Genomic DNA, 15137 nt, shown 5'->3' with positions numbered 1-15137 from the left:
CGGCCCCGGTGCTTACCCGCCGGGGCCGCGCTGTTTTCTACCGCCCGCAAGGTTGCCTCGACCGTGCGTGGCAGATCCGGTCGGCGGCGGGGGTTCGGCAGTGACATTCGCCGCGGCCGAACGGAATGCCTCGAGCACCGCCGCGATGGCGGGACGATGTTCGGCGCGCGGGCGGGTGGCGAGTTCGTAGCTGCGGGCGGCGCGGACGCCGGTGAGGCGCAGCACGGACAGGTCGGGGTGGGCTACCGAGTAGCGCGGCATGAGGGCGACGCCGTACCCGGTGACGACCAGCGTTTCGATGAGGCGGAACTCGTTGAGCCGCTGAGCTATTCGGGGTTGGACGCCGGTCAGGGTGGCGATCGAGCGCAGCACATCGTCGACCGGGAAACCGCCGCGGACACTCAGCCAGGTTTCGTCGGCCAGTTCCGCCGGGGTCACCGCGGCGTGGCCCGCGAGTCGATGGGTCGGTGCGACAACGACATCGATGGGTTCGCGCATCAGGACACGCACGGTGACCCGTGGGTCGGCGATCGGTGCGGCGCGCTCGTCGCGATGGGTGAGCACCACGTCGTAGTCGGCGAGCAGCCGGGACACCTCGGACGGCGGCAGGTCTACGTCGCTGGCGACGATGTCGACGCCACTGTCCTTCATGGCGGGCAGCACCAGTGGCAGCAGCAGCGCGCCGCCGGAGGGGAACACCGCGACGCGAACGCGGCCGCGCGGTGAACCCCGGTAGTGCGCCATCTCGGCGACGGCCCGATCCATCGCGGCCAGCACTTCGTCGGCGCGCACGACCAGCGCGTGGCCCGCGTCGGTGAGGCGGACGCGGCGGCCGTCGGGTTCGAGGAGTGCGACGCCCGCTTCCCTGGCCAGCACCTTGAGCTGCTGTGAGACGGCCGACGGCGTCATCGAGAGGGCGGCGGCGACAGCGGCGATGGTGCCGCGATCGGCGAATTCACGCAGGACGCGCAGCCGCTCGACCGACATCGGCGGTCCTGTCGGCTGATCATCCACAGGTTCGCCCGTCAGCAGGGGCACCGGATACCGGTGTGCGACGGATTCGGATCATGAAGCAAAACTACATCGATAGTGCACATTAATTCGATTGTTCTGATGGTTCGCTGACCTCACGATTGGAGCGTGACCACTCGTGACCGCCTGCTCGGACTGACCGTCGTCCTGCTCTGGGGACTGAACTTCCTCGCCATCCGCATCGGGCTGGACCACTTCCCGCCCTTCTTCTTCGCGGCGTTGCGCTTCGCGGTCATCGCGGTCCCCGTGCTGCTGTTCATCCCGCGCCCGAGGGTGCGGATGCGCTGGATCCTGTTGTACGGCACCGGGTTCGGCATCCTGCAGTTCGCGTTCCTGTTCACCGCCATGCGGGTGGGCATGCCGACCGGCCTGGCCTCGCTGGTGCTGCAATCCTCCGCACCGTTCACCGTGCTGCTCGGCACGCTGTTCCTGCGCGAACGCATCCGGCCGCTCCAGGTCGCGGGTATCGCCGTCGCGATGGCCGGTATGACGGTGATCGGCTGGGACCGGCTCGAACACGCCACGCTGGCGCCCGTGCTGCTCACGCTGGCGGGCGGGCTCGGCTGGGCGTTCGGCAATATCGGTGCCCGGCAAGCCACTACCGAAGCCCCGGGTATCAACCCGCTGCACCTGATGCTGTGGACGACCGCCGTCCCACCAGTGCCGATGTTCGCGCTGTCCGCCTTCGCCGAAGGCCCGACAACCGGGGTACACGCTCTGGTCGAGTCGTTCTCCTCGACCGGCTGGCCTGCTCTGGCGGCCCTCGCCTATATCGCTGTTCTGGCGACGATCGCGGGCACCGGCCTGTGGACCTACCTGATGAGCCGTTACCCGGCGGGTATCGTCGCCCCGTTCTCGTTGCTTGTTCCGGTCGTCGGCATCGCCGCCGCTTGGGTGTTCCTCGATGAAACCCCCACTCCGCTATCGCTGGTCGGCGGGGTCGTCGTCATCGCGGGTGCCTTCGCCGCTACCTCGGGCAAGCGCCGCACCGTTGCCCCCGACCAGGCCGTCGAGTTGGACGCGGCGGCCGGGCAGCCGAAGCAATTGGCCAAGACCTGACGAGCGGTGGCTAGCTTGGGGGTGGCGAGTGGGGCGGGATGGACCTGGCGCTTTACAGTAGTGACAGCGTGTAACAAAGGTTCCCGAGGCTAGGCACAGAGCGGCGCATGGCAGAAAATCGGTGGGCCGTTTCGCGGAGGGCAGTACTTCGCGGAACGGTCGCGGCGGGGGTAGTGGCATCGGGGGCACTGATCGGCGGTGCGCTGAGACCGGGGCCTGCCGCGGGCAGTGCGGGCGGCAGGCGGGTTGCGGTACTCGGCGGTGGCGTCGCGGGCTTGACCGCGGCGCACGAACTGGCCGAACGCGGTTTCCAGGTAACGATTTTCGAGCGACGCGCCTGGGGCGGCAAGGCACGCAGCGTGCCGGTACCCGGCACCGGATCCGCGGGGCGGCCGGATCTACCCGGCGAACACGGTTTTCGCTTCTTCCCCGGCTTCTATCAACATGTGCCGGACACCATGCGGCGAATCCCCTTCGCGGACAATCCGAACGGCGTATGGAACAACTTGATCGCGGTGCCGGAGGCGCGCTTCGCCCGGCGCGACGGCGACGACTTCCGGCTGCCGCTCGGCCCGCGTTCTCGAATGGCGTTCTCGCCGGACAGCTTTCGCGAAACCCTCGGCGCCACGCTCGCGACCGCACTGAAAATGCCCGCCAACGAAGGCCTCTACTTCGCCGACCGCCTGCTGGTGTTCAACACCAGTTGCGACGCGCGCCGGTTCGGCCAGTGGGAACACACCTCCTGGCGCGCGTACGTCGGCGGCCACGCGCGGTCCCACGAGTTCCGCGCTCTGCTGTCCCGCACGCTGACCAGCATCATGGTCGCGGCGAAGGAGGACGTCGCCAGCGTCCGCACCATCGGCAACATGGGTGAACAGTTCCTCGGCAACCCCGCCGAGATCGGCAACGACGGTGGGTTGGACCGAGTCTTGAACGGGCCGACCAACGCCGTCTGGATCGAGCCGTGGCTCCAGCGGATGCGCGAGCTGGGCGTGCGATTCGTGCTCGGCGCCGAGGTGCGCGGGCTCGAGCTGCGGGACCGCCGGATCACCGCCGCCCGCATCGTGGACCAGACCGGCGCGCAGCGCAGCATCGATGCCGACTACTTCGTGGTCGCCATGCCCGCCGAGCAGGCACGCGCCCTGTGGTCGTCCGACGTGCTCGCCGTGCGCCCCGAATTGGCCGGAATGGACCAGCTCGTCACCGACTGGATGAACGGCATCCAGTTCTATCTGCGCAGGCCCGCCGATATCTCCAAGGGCCACACCGCCTACATCGACGCACCGTGGGCGCTCACCTCGATCACCCAGAACCAGTTGTGGACAACCAAATTCAGCGAATTCGGCGACGGCACGGTGCAGGATTGCCTGTCCGTCGACATCTCCGACTGGAACACGCCGGGCATCCTGTTCGGCAAACCGGCCAAGGAATGCACCCACGAAGAGATCGCTCGCGAGGTGTGGGCCCAGATGACGGCACATCTCGACGACCGCGGCGAGCTGCTGCACGACGCCGACCTGCACTCCTGGTTCCTCGACCCCGGCATCACCTGGCAGCCGGGCCAACGCCGCAACGCCAACGCCGACCCGCTGCTGATCAACACCGCGGGCTCGTGGGACTTCCGGCCGGAACCGCACGGTGAGCTCGAAAACCTGTTCCTCGCAGGTGATTACGTGCGCACCAACGTTGACCTTGCCACCATGGAGGGCGCCAACGAGTCCGCGCGGGCGGCGGTGAATGCCCTGCTCGACGTGGCGGGCTCGAACGCCGAACGCTGCCGGATGTTCACGCTGTACCGCGCGACCGAGCTGGAACCGCTGCGCCGGATCGACGCGGATCGTTACGCCGCGGGCCAACCCAACCTGTTCGACGTCCCGATCTGAGGTGATCGATCCCCCCGCTTACCAGGGCTGACCGCCGCGGCGGCGGGCCGGGTGGGCTACACCACCGGGCCGGGGCACGCCGTGCGGCCCGGTCGAACATAGACTCGCGGCGTGGCAGACATTTCGGTGCGCGGGCGTATCGCACTGCGGGCGGCGGCGGCAGCGTCGTGGGCCTCGCAGAAGGCGGGACGAGGCAAGGGATCGATGATCGGCGGGCTCATCGCCCTGCGGATCGATAAGACGATCATGGACCAGCTCGGCCGCGGTCGGCGCACGGTGCTGGTGACCGGCACCAACGGCAAATCCACCACGACGCGGATGACCACCGCGGCGCTCAGCACCCTCGGCGAGGTCGCCACCCAGGCCGACGGCGCCAATATGGACGCGGGCATCGTGGCCGCGCTCAGTGCCCATCGTGGCGCGCCGCTCGCCGCGATCGAGGTGGACGAACTGCATCTGCCGCACGTCACCGACGCGCTGAACCCAGCCGCGGTGGTGCTGCTGAACCTCAGCCGCGACCAGCTGGACCGCGTCGGCGAGATCAACATGATCGAGCGCAAGCTGCGCGCCGGTCTGGCCCGCCACCCCGACACCGTCGTGATCGCCAACTGCGATGACGTGCTGGTCACCTCGATCGCCTACGACCACCCGAACGTGGTGTGGGTGGCGGCGGGCAGCGGCTGGTCGATGGACGCCACCAGCTGCCCGCGCAGCGGTGAGCCGATCGTCTGGGAGGGGCAACGCTCGGGGACGGCAGCCGGCGGAGTGGGGCAACACTGGCGCAGCACCGGTGCGGATTTCGAACGGCCCGAACCGAATTGGTGGCTCGACGGTGAAGACCTGGTCGGCCCCGACGGACTGCGACTGCCGCTGAAGCTGGCGCTGCCCGGTCGGGCCAACCGGGGCAACGCCGCGCAGGCGGTCGCCGCCGCGGTCGCGCTCGGTGCGGACGCCGCCGAGGCCGTCGCGGCGACCGGCACGGTGCGCGAGATCGCGGGCCGCTATCGAACAGTGCAGGTCGGCGAGCATGCCGCGCGCCTGCTGCTGGCGAAGAACCCGGCGGGCTGGCAGGAAGCGTTGTCGATGATCGAACCCTCCTCGGCCGGACTGGTGATCGCGGTGAACGGCCAGGTTCCCGACGGCGAGGACCTGTCCTGGCTGTGGGACGTGCGGTTCGAACATTTCGAAGGCGTCCAGGTGGTCGCAGCGGGCGAGCGGGCCACCGATCTCGCGGTGCGCCTCACCTACGCGGGCGTCGAACACACCACCGTGCCGAACCCGTTGCGCGCCATCGCCTCCTGCCCGGCGGGCCACGTCGAGGTGCTGGCCAACTATACCGCGTTCCGGGACCTCAACCGTGATCTCGAGGCCAAGTCATGAGTGAATCCACCGTGCGCATCGGACTGGTGCTGCCAGACGTGATGGGTACCTACGGCGACGGCGGCAACGCACTGGTGCTGCGGCAACGGTTGCGGTTGCGCGGCTACGACGCCGAGGTCGTCGAAATCACCCTGGCCGACCCGGTTCCCGAGTCGCTGGACATCTATACCCTTGGCGGCGCCGAGGATTCGGCGCAGCGACTGGCGACCCGGCACTTGCGGCGCTACCCGGGCCTGCAGCAGGCGGCCGCCAAAGGCGCTCCGGTGCTGGCCATCTGCGCCGCCATCCAGGTGCTCGGCCAGTGGTACGAGACGTCGTCGGGCGAGCGCGTCGACGGCGTCGGCATGATCGACGTCACCACCTCCCCGCGCACCGAGCGCGCGATCGGCGAGGTGACCACCACGCCCATGCTCGCCGGACTCACCGCGGCCCTGACCGGTTTCGAAAACCACCGTGGTGGCACGAAACTCGGTGGCGCGGCCACCGGTCTGGCGCGGGTCACCCGCGGCGTCGGCAACGGCGTCGGTGACGGCCTCGAAGGCGTGGTGCAGGGTTCGGTGATCGGCACCTACATGCACGGTCCCGCGCTGGCCCGCAACCCCGAACTCGCCGACCTGCTGCTGGCGCGCGCGCTCGGCGTGACGGAGCTGGCCCCGCTCGCCATGCCGGAAGTCGAGCAACTTCGCCGCGAACGGCTGCGCGCGTAGTAACTCCGCGCAGCGCGGTACGCGGCCGGTGTCGGCACAGCCGACTCGCCTGTGCCTTCAGGTGGAACTATGTCGATCGTGTGCGATTGTTATCCATACCGTTCGGCAATAATGCCGATTCAACGCGACTCGACCCGATCGGCTCCGGCGCATAGAGCTATTCGCACGCTACGCTCGCCGCTATGACGACGATCACGCCGGGGTTATCTGCCGAATCAATGGAGCAGCCGGTATTGCCACGCCGTCCACCGGTTTGGACGCGCTGGCGCAGCATCCTACGGCCGCGCCCGTTATACCTGTCGCTGATCGTTTCGTCGGTGGTGGCCTTCAAGGCGTTCGAGATGTCTTTTGCCGCACTACACCATCTGGCCGTGCGCAACCTGGTCGAAGCCGAGCTGGCGGCGAATGTGCCGATCGCCATCGACGGCCTGGTGGTCGGCTCCATTGTCGCCACCGCGTCATTCCCGAAACGCAGCGCCGGCTGGTGGTATGCGACGGCACTTTTCGTCATTTCGACAATGGTGTCGGTGGCCGGAAATATCGAGTACGCGCGGGAAATCGGCGGTGGGCCGGTGTCTTTGATCATCTACGCCGGGATGCCGCTGACCCTGCTGTTCGCGGTGCACCTCACCCTTCTCCTGCTGGCCCGCAGCACCGGGTCACGATCGATCTTCGCCACCGCGGAAGTGGCGCAGCCCGCAGTGGAGGAGGTACCGGAGATGGTGGCGTCGCCGCAGCTCAATGGGCACGATCTAGCCAAGCCGACCCCGCAGGCCGCCGCGCCCTTCAGTACCGGACCGAATACACCGATGCGCTTCAACACCTTCGACACCGCCGACGGACGCAAGCTCGTCCCGCTCAATCACCGTTAGTCCCGCGGCGGCAGCAGGTAACTCATCCGTGCTCGACGACTTCGATGGAGAAAACGCATGTCTCTCACAGTCTGGCAGGACCAGGACGTCGATCAGTTTCGGGAAGTAGCGAGCAGGCTAGCCTCGGTGATCCAAAGCAGCGTCGACCGGTCGGGCGCACTGAGCCAACTCACCGAGGCGGTGGAAAGCGGCGACGCGTTCACCGACCTGCTGATCGAATTCGCCGGTCGCTGGTTCCACGAGACCGGCGGGCAATCGGTGTTGATCGGACCGGAATTGTTCTGGTTGCTGTCCGAGCCGAACCTGCGTAAAGGCATCTCCAGCGCGCTGCGCGGGCCGGAAGCCGCGCCCGATCTCGAGTACTCGGTCAGTCGGCGCAGTCGAAAGTTGCTGCTGATCTGTGTTTTCGAGACCTTGGCGCAGAATCAGTGGCTGGCGGGGAACATTGGGGAACATGTCGGCATGAACGGCAGCGTCAACGGAATAGGTTGATCAGGCCGCCGTGCGCCGCGGCGGCGAATTAAGTTCACGGCGTTCTTAACTCTCCTTCGGCCCTGTCGGCACCGATAACGTCGAGGTTTGCCGAATTACGAGGAGAGTGCCGTGCCCGACGTGGGCCTTCACCGGAGCGCCGGATGACCGCGGTTACCACGCCGGACACGCCGACCGTCGACACCCCTGTCGCGGCGGCGCGGCGCCCGAGGAACTATCGCCGCCTGTTGGTTCCGGCACTGACCCGCGTGGCAGCGCTGTTGCTCGTGCTCGGGTTGTGGGCGGTGATCACCGCGGCGGACCTGGTCGATCCGCTGTATCTGCCGTCGCCGCACGCGGTGTGGGAGGCGTTCGTACGGGCCAACTCCCGGCATCGGATCGCGGCGGGCGTGGATCGTACGGTGATCGGCGAGCAGAACTATTACCTGTGGGAGCATCTGCTGGCCAGCCTGCAGCGGATCGGCGCCGGAGTCGGCATCGCGATCGTGGTCGGCCCGCTGGTGGGGTTCGTGATGGGCATGCTCACGCCGGTGCGGCTGGTCACCGAGCCGATTCTGAACTTTCTGCGGTCACTGCCGCCGCTCGGCTATATCGGTCTGTTGATCGTCTGGTTCGGCATCGGCGATCTGTCGAAGATCTGGCTGCTCTTCCTCGCCGCGTTCCCACCCATCGCCGTCGCCACGCTGAGCGGCGTCACCGGGGTGAAGCAGGACTACCTGAATGCCGCCCGCTCACTGGGTGCCGGTCGGGCCCAGGTTATTTCGCGCGTGGTGCTGCCCGCGACGCTGCCCGAAGTGATCGGCGGCATCCGGATCGCCACCGCGTTCGCCTGGACCACCGTGGTCGCCGCCGAGCTCAACAACGGCATACCGGGCATCGGTGGCCTCGCGTATATCGCGGGCACGCAGCTGAATACGCCGCTGACCATCGCCTGCATCATCGTGATCGGCTGCGCCGCACTGGTGCTCGACTCGGCGATCAAGATCGTGGGCGCTACAGCGGTTCCGTGGAAAGGCAAGGTATGAAATCCGCAGTCCGCCGGGTCGTCACGACCGCTCTCGCCATCGCAGCCGTTGCCGCGACGATCGCCGGGTGCGTGGAGTCCGGCCGCGGCGACACCGGCGCCACCGGAACACCGGCGACCTGCCCGTTCACTCCCGACCCGAGCGTCACCACGGAGGCCAGGCTCGGCTTCCAGGCGATCCCCAATGCCGATCTGTTCGTGAAGGATCGCGGCCTGCTCGCCGCCTGCCTGCCGAACGCGAAAGTCACCTGGAGCCAGTTCTCCTCGGGTGCGGACGTGGTCCAGGCGTTCGGTGCGGGCAGCCTCGACATCGGCACCATGGGGTCGAGTCCGGCGGCCAAGGCACTATCCGCGCCGTTGCACCTGCCGGTGCGGGTGCTGTGGATCCACGATGTCATCGGCACGTCGGAATCGCTGGTGGCCAAGGACAAGTCGGTCACCACGCTGGCCGAGCTGCGGGGCAAGCGCATCGCGACACCGTTCGGCAGCACCGCGCACTACAGTCTGCTCGCCGCGCTCGGTAAAGCCGGACTGGCCGACGATGTGCAGCTGATCAATATGAAGCCGGATGCGATTCCCGGCGCCTGGAACGGCGATCAGATCGACGCGGCGTGGGTGTGGGATCCGACCCTGTCGAAGCTCATCGAATCCGGCGGGCATCTCGTCACCTCCAGTGCCGACACCGCGGCCGCGGGCGCGCCCACCTTCGATGTGGCAGTCGCGCGGACGAAGTTCCTCGCGGACAACGCGCGATTCGCGGTGGTCTGGGCGAAGTTACAGGACCACGCGGTGCATCAGCTGCGGACCGAGCCGGAGGCCGCCGCCGTCTCGCTCGGCGCGCAACTCGGCATCGAGCCCACACTGGTCGGACCGCAGCTGGCCGGATACACCTACCTCCGCGCGGCCGAACAGACCGACGTGAAGTATCTGGGCGGTGGGTTCGGCGGCGATCTGCGTCAGACGGCCGAATTCCTGTTGAGCCAAGGCGGCATCGACGCGGTCGGTGACGAATCCGCCTACCGGAACGGCATTTACGCTGACGCGGCTGCGGGGGCGGCCTCGTGACGGGCGACGAGCTCGTCCGGCAGCGCGTCGTTCTCGCCGGGGTGAGCAAGAGCTACCGCGGCGATGGCGGACCGGCGCCGGTGCTCGCACCGACCGATCTGACCATCGATGGCGGCGAATTCGTTTGTGTAGTAGGCCCTTCCGGCTGTGGGAAGTCGACGCTGCTGAACATCCTTGCCGGGTTTCTGGAGCCGAGCGAAGGCACGGTGCGGGTCGGTGGTCGTCCGGTCACCGGACCCGACCCGAACCGCGGCGTCGTCTTCCAGCAGCCCAATCTCTACCCCTGGCTGTCGGTCCGGCAGAACGTCGAGTTCGGCCCGAAAGTCCGTGGCGTGCCGCGTGGTCGGCGCACCGCCGAGGCCGAACGCATGCTGGCCCTGGTCGGCCTCGACCACCTCGGCGGCCGCCGCCCCTACGAACTGTCCGGCGGCCAACAACAACGCGCCCAGATCGCCCGCGTTCTCGTCAACGATCCACAGATCATCCTGATGGACGAACCCTTCGGCGCCCTGGACGCACTCACCCGCGAAAAGCTCCAAGGCGAACTGCTCACCCTCTGGCGTGACCGCAGAAAAACCGTCCTCTTCGTCACCCACAGCATCGACGAAGCCCTACTCCTCGGCACCCGCGTCCTGGTCATGGGCACCCGCCCCGGCCGCATCATCTACGACAAACCGACCTCCTTCAAAGCCGACCTCCCCACCCCCTCCTTCACCACAACCCGCGCCCACCCCGCCTTCACCACCATGCGCGACGAGGTCTCAGCCCACATCTACGCCGCCCACGGCTAAGGATCCAGCACTCACACGGCGAGGACAGCGACCTCAAACTTCTGACACCACGCATCATGCGTCACCAGCGTGAGACTCTCACATCGCGCCTGCGCCACCAGAATTCGGTCGAACGGATCGCGATGGATCAGCGGCAGCCGAGCGGCGACGATGGCGTGCTCGTAGTCAATAGGCAGCGGAGCAAACCCGCTGCCCCTGATGTGCTCGGGCAGATCGACCGGCCCGACCGACTTGCCGAGGGCTTGTTTGATGGCGGCTTCCCAGACCGTCGCCGCACTCACGTAGACGTCCGGGTCGTGGTCGAGCCGCTCCTTCAGTTCGTCGGACAACGCTGGGTCGTCGGTCAGCCACCACAGCACCACGTGGGTGTCCAGCAGCAAGCTCACGACGTGGTGCCGAAGTCGTCAGCGATCTGGGCATTTGTCTCATCCGAGTCCCAGTCCGGAGCCAGCACGAGCCTGCCACGAAGGGAGCCTCGCCCGCCACGGTTCCCCTTGCGGATCAGCGGGACCACCTTCGCGACGGGGTGACCAGCACGGCTGATGACAATCTCCTCGCCACGCTCGACGCGCTCGATGATTCGTGACAGGTTCGTTTTCGCATCGTGGATGTTGTACTGCTCGGCCGCGCCTCCGGACATGGCCACCTCCTTAGCTAAGAGCTAAGTCCACTTAGCTCCACGTAGCTAGTCCGTCCCCCCGCCCGACTACCGGTGACTCGGGCTGGCGGAAACCCGCACGGGCTATTGCGCCCGCACCGGGGAGACGTCGACCGAGACGGTGATGGTGCTGTCCTTGGCGTCGGTGTAGATGATGCCGCGTAGTGGGGGGACGTCGGCGTAGTCGCGGCCCCAGGCGACGGTGACGTAGCGTTCGTCGGCGAATTGGTCGTTGGTGGGGTCGAAGTCGATCCAGTGACCGGTTCGGTCGTGTTGATCGCTGCCGGGCACCCAGACGGCGGCCCACGCGTGGGTGGCGTCGGCGCCGACCATGCGCTCCCGACCCGGCGGTGGATCGGTGGCCAGGTAGCCGGAGACGTAGCGGCCGGCCAGGCCATGGGACCGCAAGCAGGCCACCGCGATCCGCGCGAAGTCCTGGCAGACGCCGGCGCGGGCCGCGAACACGTCGGCGACCCGGGTGGAGACGGTGGTGGAGCCGGACCGGTAGGTGAAGTCGCGGTGGATGCGGCTGTTGAGGTCGGCCACCGCGGCCAGCAGCGGGCGGCCGGGCGTCAACGATTCCGCCGCGTAAGCCGTGACCTCAGGTGTGATCTCGGGCGGGTACAGGTCGAGGGTGAACTCCACGGCCAGCGGGCCCGTCGCGCCGGTCGGGCGCGCGTTCTCCCACGGCTGGGCGGCCGGGCAGACGGCGGTGTGGTCCGGACGATCCACCTCGACAATGGATTCGCCCGCGACGACCAGGGTCCGGTGCTCGTCGGTGACATGGAAGTAGGAGGTGGTGTTGCCGTACACGTCCGAGCCGATGGACTGATCCGACGGCGCGGGCTCGATCGAGATGTCGTGCGCGAGCAACCGCTGGCCGGGGAATTCGCGCGGCGTCAGGTAGGCGCGCCCGTAGGAACTGTGCACGTCGTCGGAGTAGCAGTAAGTGGTGCGGTGTGCCACCCGGTAACGCCGGGCGCGACCGTCCGGGCCGCTCATCCGACCACCCGCGTGCTGCCCCACAGCGGCTGAAACCCTTCGGGCAGCGACAGTTTCGAGGTTTCGAACGAATCGGACAGCTTGCGCAGCCGCAGGTGCACACCCTCGAGCAGTTCGGCGAGTTCGGTGCGGACACCCGCGTCGTCGGTCACCTCGAGATCGTCCGAATCGAGGCGACGCAGCATCCGTTGGGCGTCGGCGAGCAAGCGTTGCGGCCGCGTCGATCCCGACGCACCGGGCAGCGCCTGGAAGTCGGCATCGATGCGCTCCAGCTGGTAGGCCAGCGAACGCGGGTTGGCGGTATCGAACAACAGCAGTTCGGCGACCGCGGCGACGCGCACCGAATCCCGATGCCGCCGACGGTAACTCACCTGGGACTCGGCCGCCCGCAGCACCGATTCGGTGACCACCCGTTCGGCCTCCTCCGGGAATTCCTGGGTCAGCGCCGCCGACAGCAACGCCGTCAACGCCAATCCCCGCTCGATCCGCTTACCGATATCCATGACGTACCAACCGGAATCGCGAACCAGCGACTCGGCGCCGATGCCGGACAAGGCGAGCAGCGCCGCCAGGGTCAGCGAGTGCACCGCGGCCAACTCGCTCTCCCGGTCGCCCTCGCCACCACGGAACTCCGCGAGCGCTCGATCCACCGCACTCAGGATCATCCAGGTATCGCCGGACAACTGGTCACGCACCGCACGCGCGGCGTTCTCGTACCGGTCGATCGCGAAAGCCAGGGACCCGGGCAGTTCTCGGTCGATCGTCAATGCCACCAGGTAGTCGTGCCCCACGCGCGACACTGCCGCCCCAGCGGCCGGACCGAGTTCCTGGTCTCCTGTCGAATCATCCTGCTCCACACGAGCTTCCGCGTTCTCCGCGCCGCTGACATCGGTCAACTCGGCAGCCGGGGCGACGGTCGAGGTCGTCCGAGCCAACGCCCCCATCAGGACCGGCAGCGCCTCGGCACCGTCGAGCCAGGGCCGGTAACGGTAGTCCCGGTAGCGGTCATGGGTGGCGATGAGCAGGCGAGCGGCGGCTTCGGCGCGTTCGCCGTACCGGCCCATCCAGTACAGGTCGTTCAGCACACGTGGCGAAGTGACGGCCGCCGCGCCCGCGACGGTGCGCTGTTCGCGTTCCTCACGCGGCGCCTCGGTACCCACCGCCGGAACGGCACTCGGTGCCGCCCTGACCCAGATGTCCTTCGCGGCCACCTTGACGACCGAGTCGTCGGGCTCGATACGCTGACCGAGCTGACCGAGACCACCGGTCATCGCCGTGTAACCACCGCGCCGGGCCAGCGAGAACAGCCGCATACCGACCGGCGCCGGGGTGAGTCCGCCATACCCTTCGACAGCCGGTGCCACCGAGAACTGCGCGGGTTCCTGCCCCACCCACTGCCAGCCGGTCACCTCGATCCTGGCCCGCAATTCCGCGCACTGCGCCTCCGACAGTTCGGGGCCGAACACGGTGGCGCCGTCCACCACCGACCGAATGATCAGCCGGTCCAGGTTGCGCACCAGATGCGCCCGCTCGGTGTCGTCACCGCCCCAGTACGACGGTGCGCTGTCGAGCAGCAGCTCCTCGCCGAGCAAGGTCCTGGACAGTTCCGGCAGGAACCGCGCCAACGCGGGGTTCTCCAGCAATCCGCTGCCCAGGGTGTTCACCACGGTCACCGCGCCACGGCGCAGCACCTCGACCAAACCGACCACCCCGAGTCGCGAATCCGGCCGCAGGTCGAGCGGATCGGCGAATTCCGCGTCCACCCGACGCAGCACCACATCGACCCGTTTCAGCGTGCCGAGCGACCGCATCCACAGCGCACCGTCACGCACCACCAGGTCCGCGCTCTCCACCAGCGGGAACCCGAGCATCGACGCCAGATAGGCCTGATCGAAGGCGGTCTCCGAATGCACGCCGGGGCTCAGCACCACCACAACCGGATCGTCGTCCTCGACCGCCTGCGCGGATTCGATGAGCATCAGGCGCATCGCCCGGACGAACGGCGTGAGCGGCTTCGGATTGGAATGCTCGAACGCCTCCGGGATGGCCGTCGACACGACCCGGCGATCGGCGAGGGCGTACCCGGCGCCCGAGGGCGCCTGCGCCCAATCGGCGACCACCCGGAACTGGCCGTCACTCCAGCGGCTGACGTCGCAGGCATGCAGAAACAGCTGGTGCCGCCCCGGCACCGTGATGCCGTGCGCGGCACGCACATAGCCGTTGCTGCCGAAGATCACTTCAGGTGGCAGCAGCCCCGACGTCAGCATCCGGCGCGGCCCGTAGATATCGGTGAGCACTTCGTCGAGCACCCGCGAGCGCTGCACCAGCCCCGCCTCCAGCCGGCTCCAGTCGTCGACGGAGACGAGCAGCGGAATGGGGTCGAGCCGCCACGGCGCGTTCTGCGTCTCCCCCGACTCGCCGAACTCGGTGTAGGTGATGCCGTCGTCCTCGACCAGCCTGCGTACCCGGCTGTGCAACCTGCCGAGCCCGGCGGTGCCGATCTCGACGAAGTCCGCCGACAGCTCCGACCACATCCGGCGCACGGTGCCGTCCGGGGCCACCAGCTCGTCGTAGTAGCCGTCGGTGGGCCTGCCGCATTCGTCGCGGGCGCCGGACGCGGCGCTCTCGGCGCGGTAGCGGGCGAACTGCTCGATCACCTGCTCGCGGACCTCTGCCCCGGCAGTCGATTCGGGTCGCGCGTCCTCGCGGAGCGTCACCGCCCCGACCGCGCTTCCAGCGGGCGCACTCGCCGCCGATCGACAGCGCGGCGGGTCCGGTGGTCGAGCGACACCTCGATGCCCATGCAGCAAGTTCACCACACCGGCGCCGACATGGCCCGGCAGCCGGCGTACCGAAACCGCGACGCGACACACATCGCCGATCTCCCGCAGCGCGGAGCGCGGGAGTGGTAGACAAAAGATAACGAACCGATCTCGTCGGGAGGTCACATGCGTGCGCCGGATTGTTCATCCTGCGAATCCGCCGTCGACCACTGTCACGGCACCCTCATCGTCCATGCGAGCAGGCTCACCGAATGCACCGAGGGCGACTGCGTAGATCTCGACTACATCAGGCACACCTTCGTCGTCGACTGCGCCGATGTGGCGGGCGGCTGCGCCTGCGCCGAGCCCGACACGGCCCGTCGCCTGGCCTGATCCGGACCGTACGTACC

At 68.1% G+C, this 15137-nt stretch carries 15 protein-coding genes; 10 read left to right on the top strand and 5 right to left on the bottom strand.

Translation table 11 applies throughout. The features are described 5' to 3' along the window. Window positions 1-12 precede the first annotated feature (12 nt). Window positions 13-987, bottom strand: a complete 975-nt coding sequence (locus ACFK0J_RS02700; RefSeq protein ID WP_378736241.1) for a LysR family transcriptional regulator — start codon at window positions 985-987, stop codon at window positions 13-15. Between the two features lie 153 nt (window positions 988-1140). Between ACFK0J_RS02700 and ACFK0J_RS02695 the strand changes: the two genes are divergently transcribed. From ACFK0J_RS02695 to ACFK0J_RS02655, 9 genes are all read left to right on the top strand, one after another. After that, a complete protein-coding gene (locus ACFK0J_RS02695; protein WP_378736239.1) occupies window positions 1141-2091 on the top strand; it encodes an EamA family transporter in 951 nt (316 codons plus the stop codon). Between the two features lie 107 nt (window positions 2092-2198). Further along, window positions 2199-3974: an FAD-dependent oxidoreductase gene (locus ACFK0J_RS02690; protein ID WP_378736237.1), complete on the top strand. Its 1776-nt coding sequence runs from the start codon at window positions 2199-2201 to the stop codon at window positions 3972-3974. Window positions 3975-4085: 111 nt separating this feature from the next. After that, the gene (locus tag ACFK0J_RS02685; RefSeq protein ID WP_378736235.1) at window positions 4086-5354 is read left to right on the top strand and encodes a MurT ligase domain-containing protein; all 1269 of its coding nucleotides are present in this window, start codon (window positions 4086-4088) and stop codon (window positions 5352-5354) included. Further along, entirely contained in the window at window positions 5351-6061 is a 711-nt protein-coding gene (locus ACFK0J_RS02680) for a type 1 glutamine amidotransferase (RefSeq protein WP_378736233.1), read from the top strand. The genes ACFK0J_RS02685 and ACFK0J_RS02680 overlap by 4 nt, the downstream gene beginning before the upstream one ends. 182 nt (window positions 6062-6243) lie before the next feature. After that, window positions 6244-6933: a DUF2637 domain-containing protein gene (locus tag ACFK0J_RS02675; protein WP_378736231.1), complete on the top strand. Its 690-nt coding sequence runs from the start codon at window positions 6244-6246 to the stop codon at window positions 6931-6933. Between the two features lie 57 nt (window positions 6934-6990). Then, window positions 6991-7425, top strand: coding sequence for a hypothetical protein (locus tag ACFK0J_RS02670; RefSeq protein ID WP_135234392.1), 435 nt, complete (start codon window positions 6991-6993; stop codon window positions 7423-7425). A 143-nt stretch (window positions 7426-7568) separates the two neighbouring features. Continuing rightward, the gene (locus tag ACFK0J_RS02665; protein ID WP_378736229.1) at window positions 7569-8450 is read left to right on the top strand and encodes an ABC transporter permease; all 882 of its coding nucleotides are present in this window, start codon (window positions 7569-7571) and stop codon (window positions 8448-8450) included. Beyond that, window positions 8447-9514 (top strand): ABC transporter substrate-binding protein, encoded by a 1068-nt coding sequence (locus ACFK0J_RS02660; RefSeq protein WP_378736227.1) that lies wholly within the window; start codon window positions 8447-8449, stop codon window positions 9512-9514. Before ACFK0J_RS02665 ends, ACFK0J_RS02660 begins: the two co-directional genes overlap by 4 nt. Beyond that, on the top strand, window positions 9511-10305 hold the full coding sequence (locus ACFK0J_RS02655; RefSeq protein WP_378736225.1) for an ABC transporter ATP-binding protein: 795 nt from the start codon (window positions 9511-9513) through the stop codon (window positions 10303-10305). Before ACFK0J_RS02660 ends, ACFK0J_RS02655 begins: the two co-directional genes overlap by 4 nt. A gap of 11 nt (window positions 10306-10316) precedes the next feature. Here the strand turns inward: ACFK0J_RS02655 and ACFK0J_RS02650 are convergent, their stop codons facing one another. From ACFK0J_RS02650 to ACFK0J_RS02635, 4 genes are all read right to left on the bottom strand, one after another. After that, window positions 10317-10691, bottom strand: a complete 375-nt coding sequence (locus ACFK0J_RS02650; protein WP_378736223.1) for a type II toxin-antitoxin system VapC family toxin — start codon at window positions 10689-10691, stop codon at window positions 10317-10319. Beyond that, the gene (locus ACFK0J_RS02645; RefSeq protein ID WP_378736221.1) at window positions 10688-10945 is read right to left on the bottom strand and encodes a type II toxin-antitoxin system Phd/YefM family antitoxin; all 258 of its coding nucleotides are present in this window, start codon (window positions 10943-10945) and stop codon (window positions 10688-10690) included. The genes ACFK0J_RS02650 and ACFK0J_RS02645 overlap by 4 nt, the downstream gene beginning before the upstream one ends. A gap of 102 nt (window positions 10946-11047) precedes the next feature. Then, window positions 11048-11965, bottom strand: coding sequence for a transglutaminase N-terminal domain-containing protein (locus tag ACFK0J_RS02640; RefSeq protein ID WP_378736219.1), 918 nt, complete (start codon window positions 11963-11965; stop codon window positions 11048-11050). Further along, window positions 11962-14682, bottom strand: coding sequence for a circularly permuted type 2 ATP-grasp protein (locus ACFK0J_RS02635; RefSeq protein ID WP_378736217.1), 2721 nt, complete (start codon window positions 14680-14682; stop codon window positions 11962-11964). Before ACFK0J_RS02635 ends, ACFK0J_RS02640 begins: the two co-directional genes overlap by 4 nt. Window positions 14683-14913: 231 nt before the next feature. Between ACFK0J_RS02635 and ACFK0J_RS02630 the strand changes: the two genes are divergently transcribed. Then, window positions 14914-15120, top strand: a complete 207-nt coding sequence (locus ACFK0J_RS02630; protein ID WP_378736214.1) for a hypothetical protein — start codon at window positions 14914-14916, stop codon at window positions 15118-15120. Window positions 15121-15137: the final 17 nt, after the last annotated feature.

It is taken from the genome of Nocardia brasiliensis, assembly GCF_042691675.1.
GTDB classification, from domain to species: Bacteria; Actinomycetota; Actinomycetes; order Mycobacteriales; family Mycobacteriaceae; genus Nocardia; species Nocardia brasiliensis_D.
Note: the sequence above shows the minus strand (reverse complement) of the source record. Positions and strands in the feature narration are given on the sequence as shown.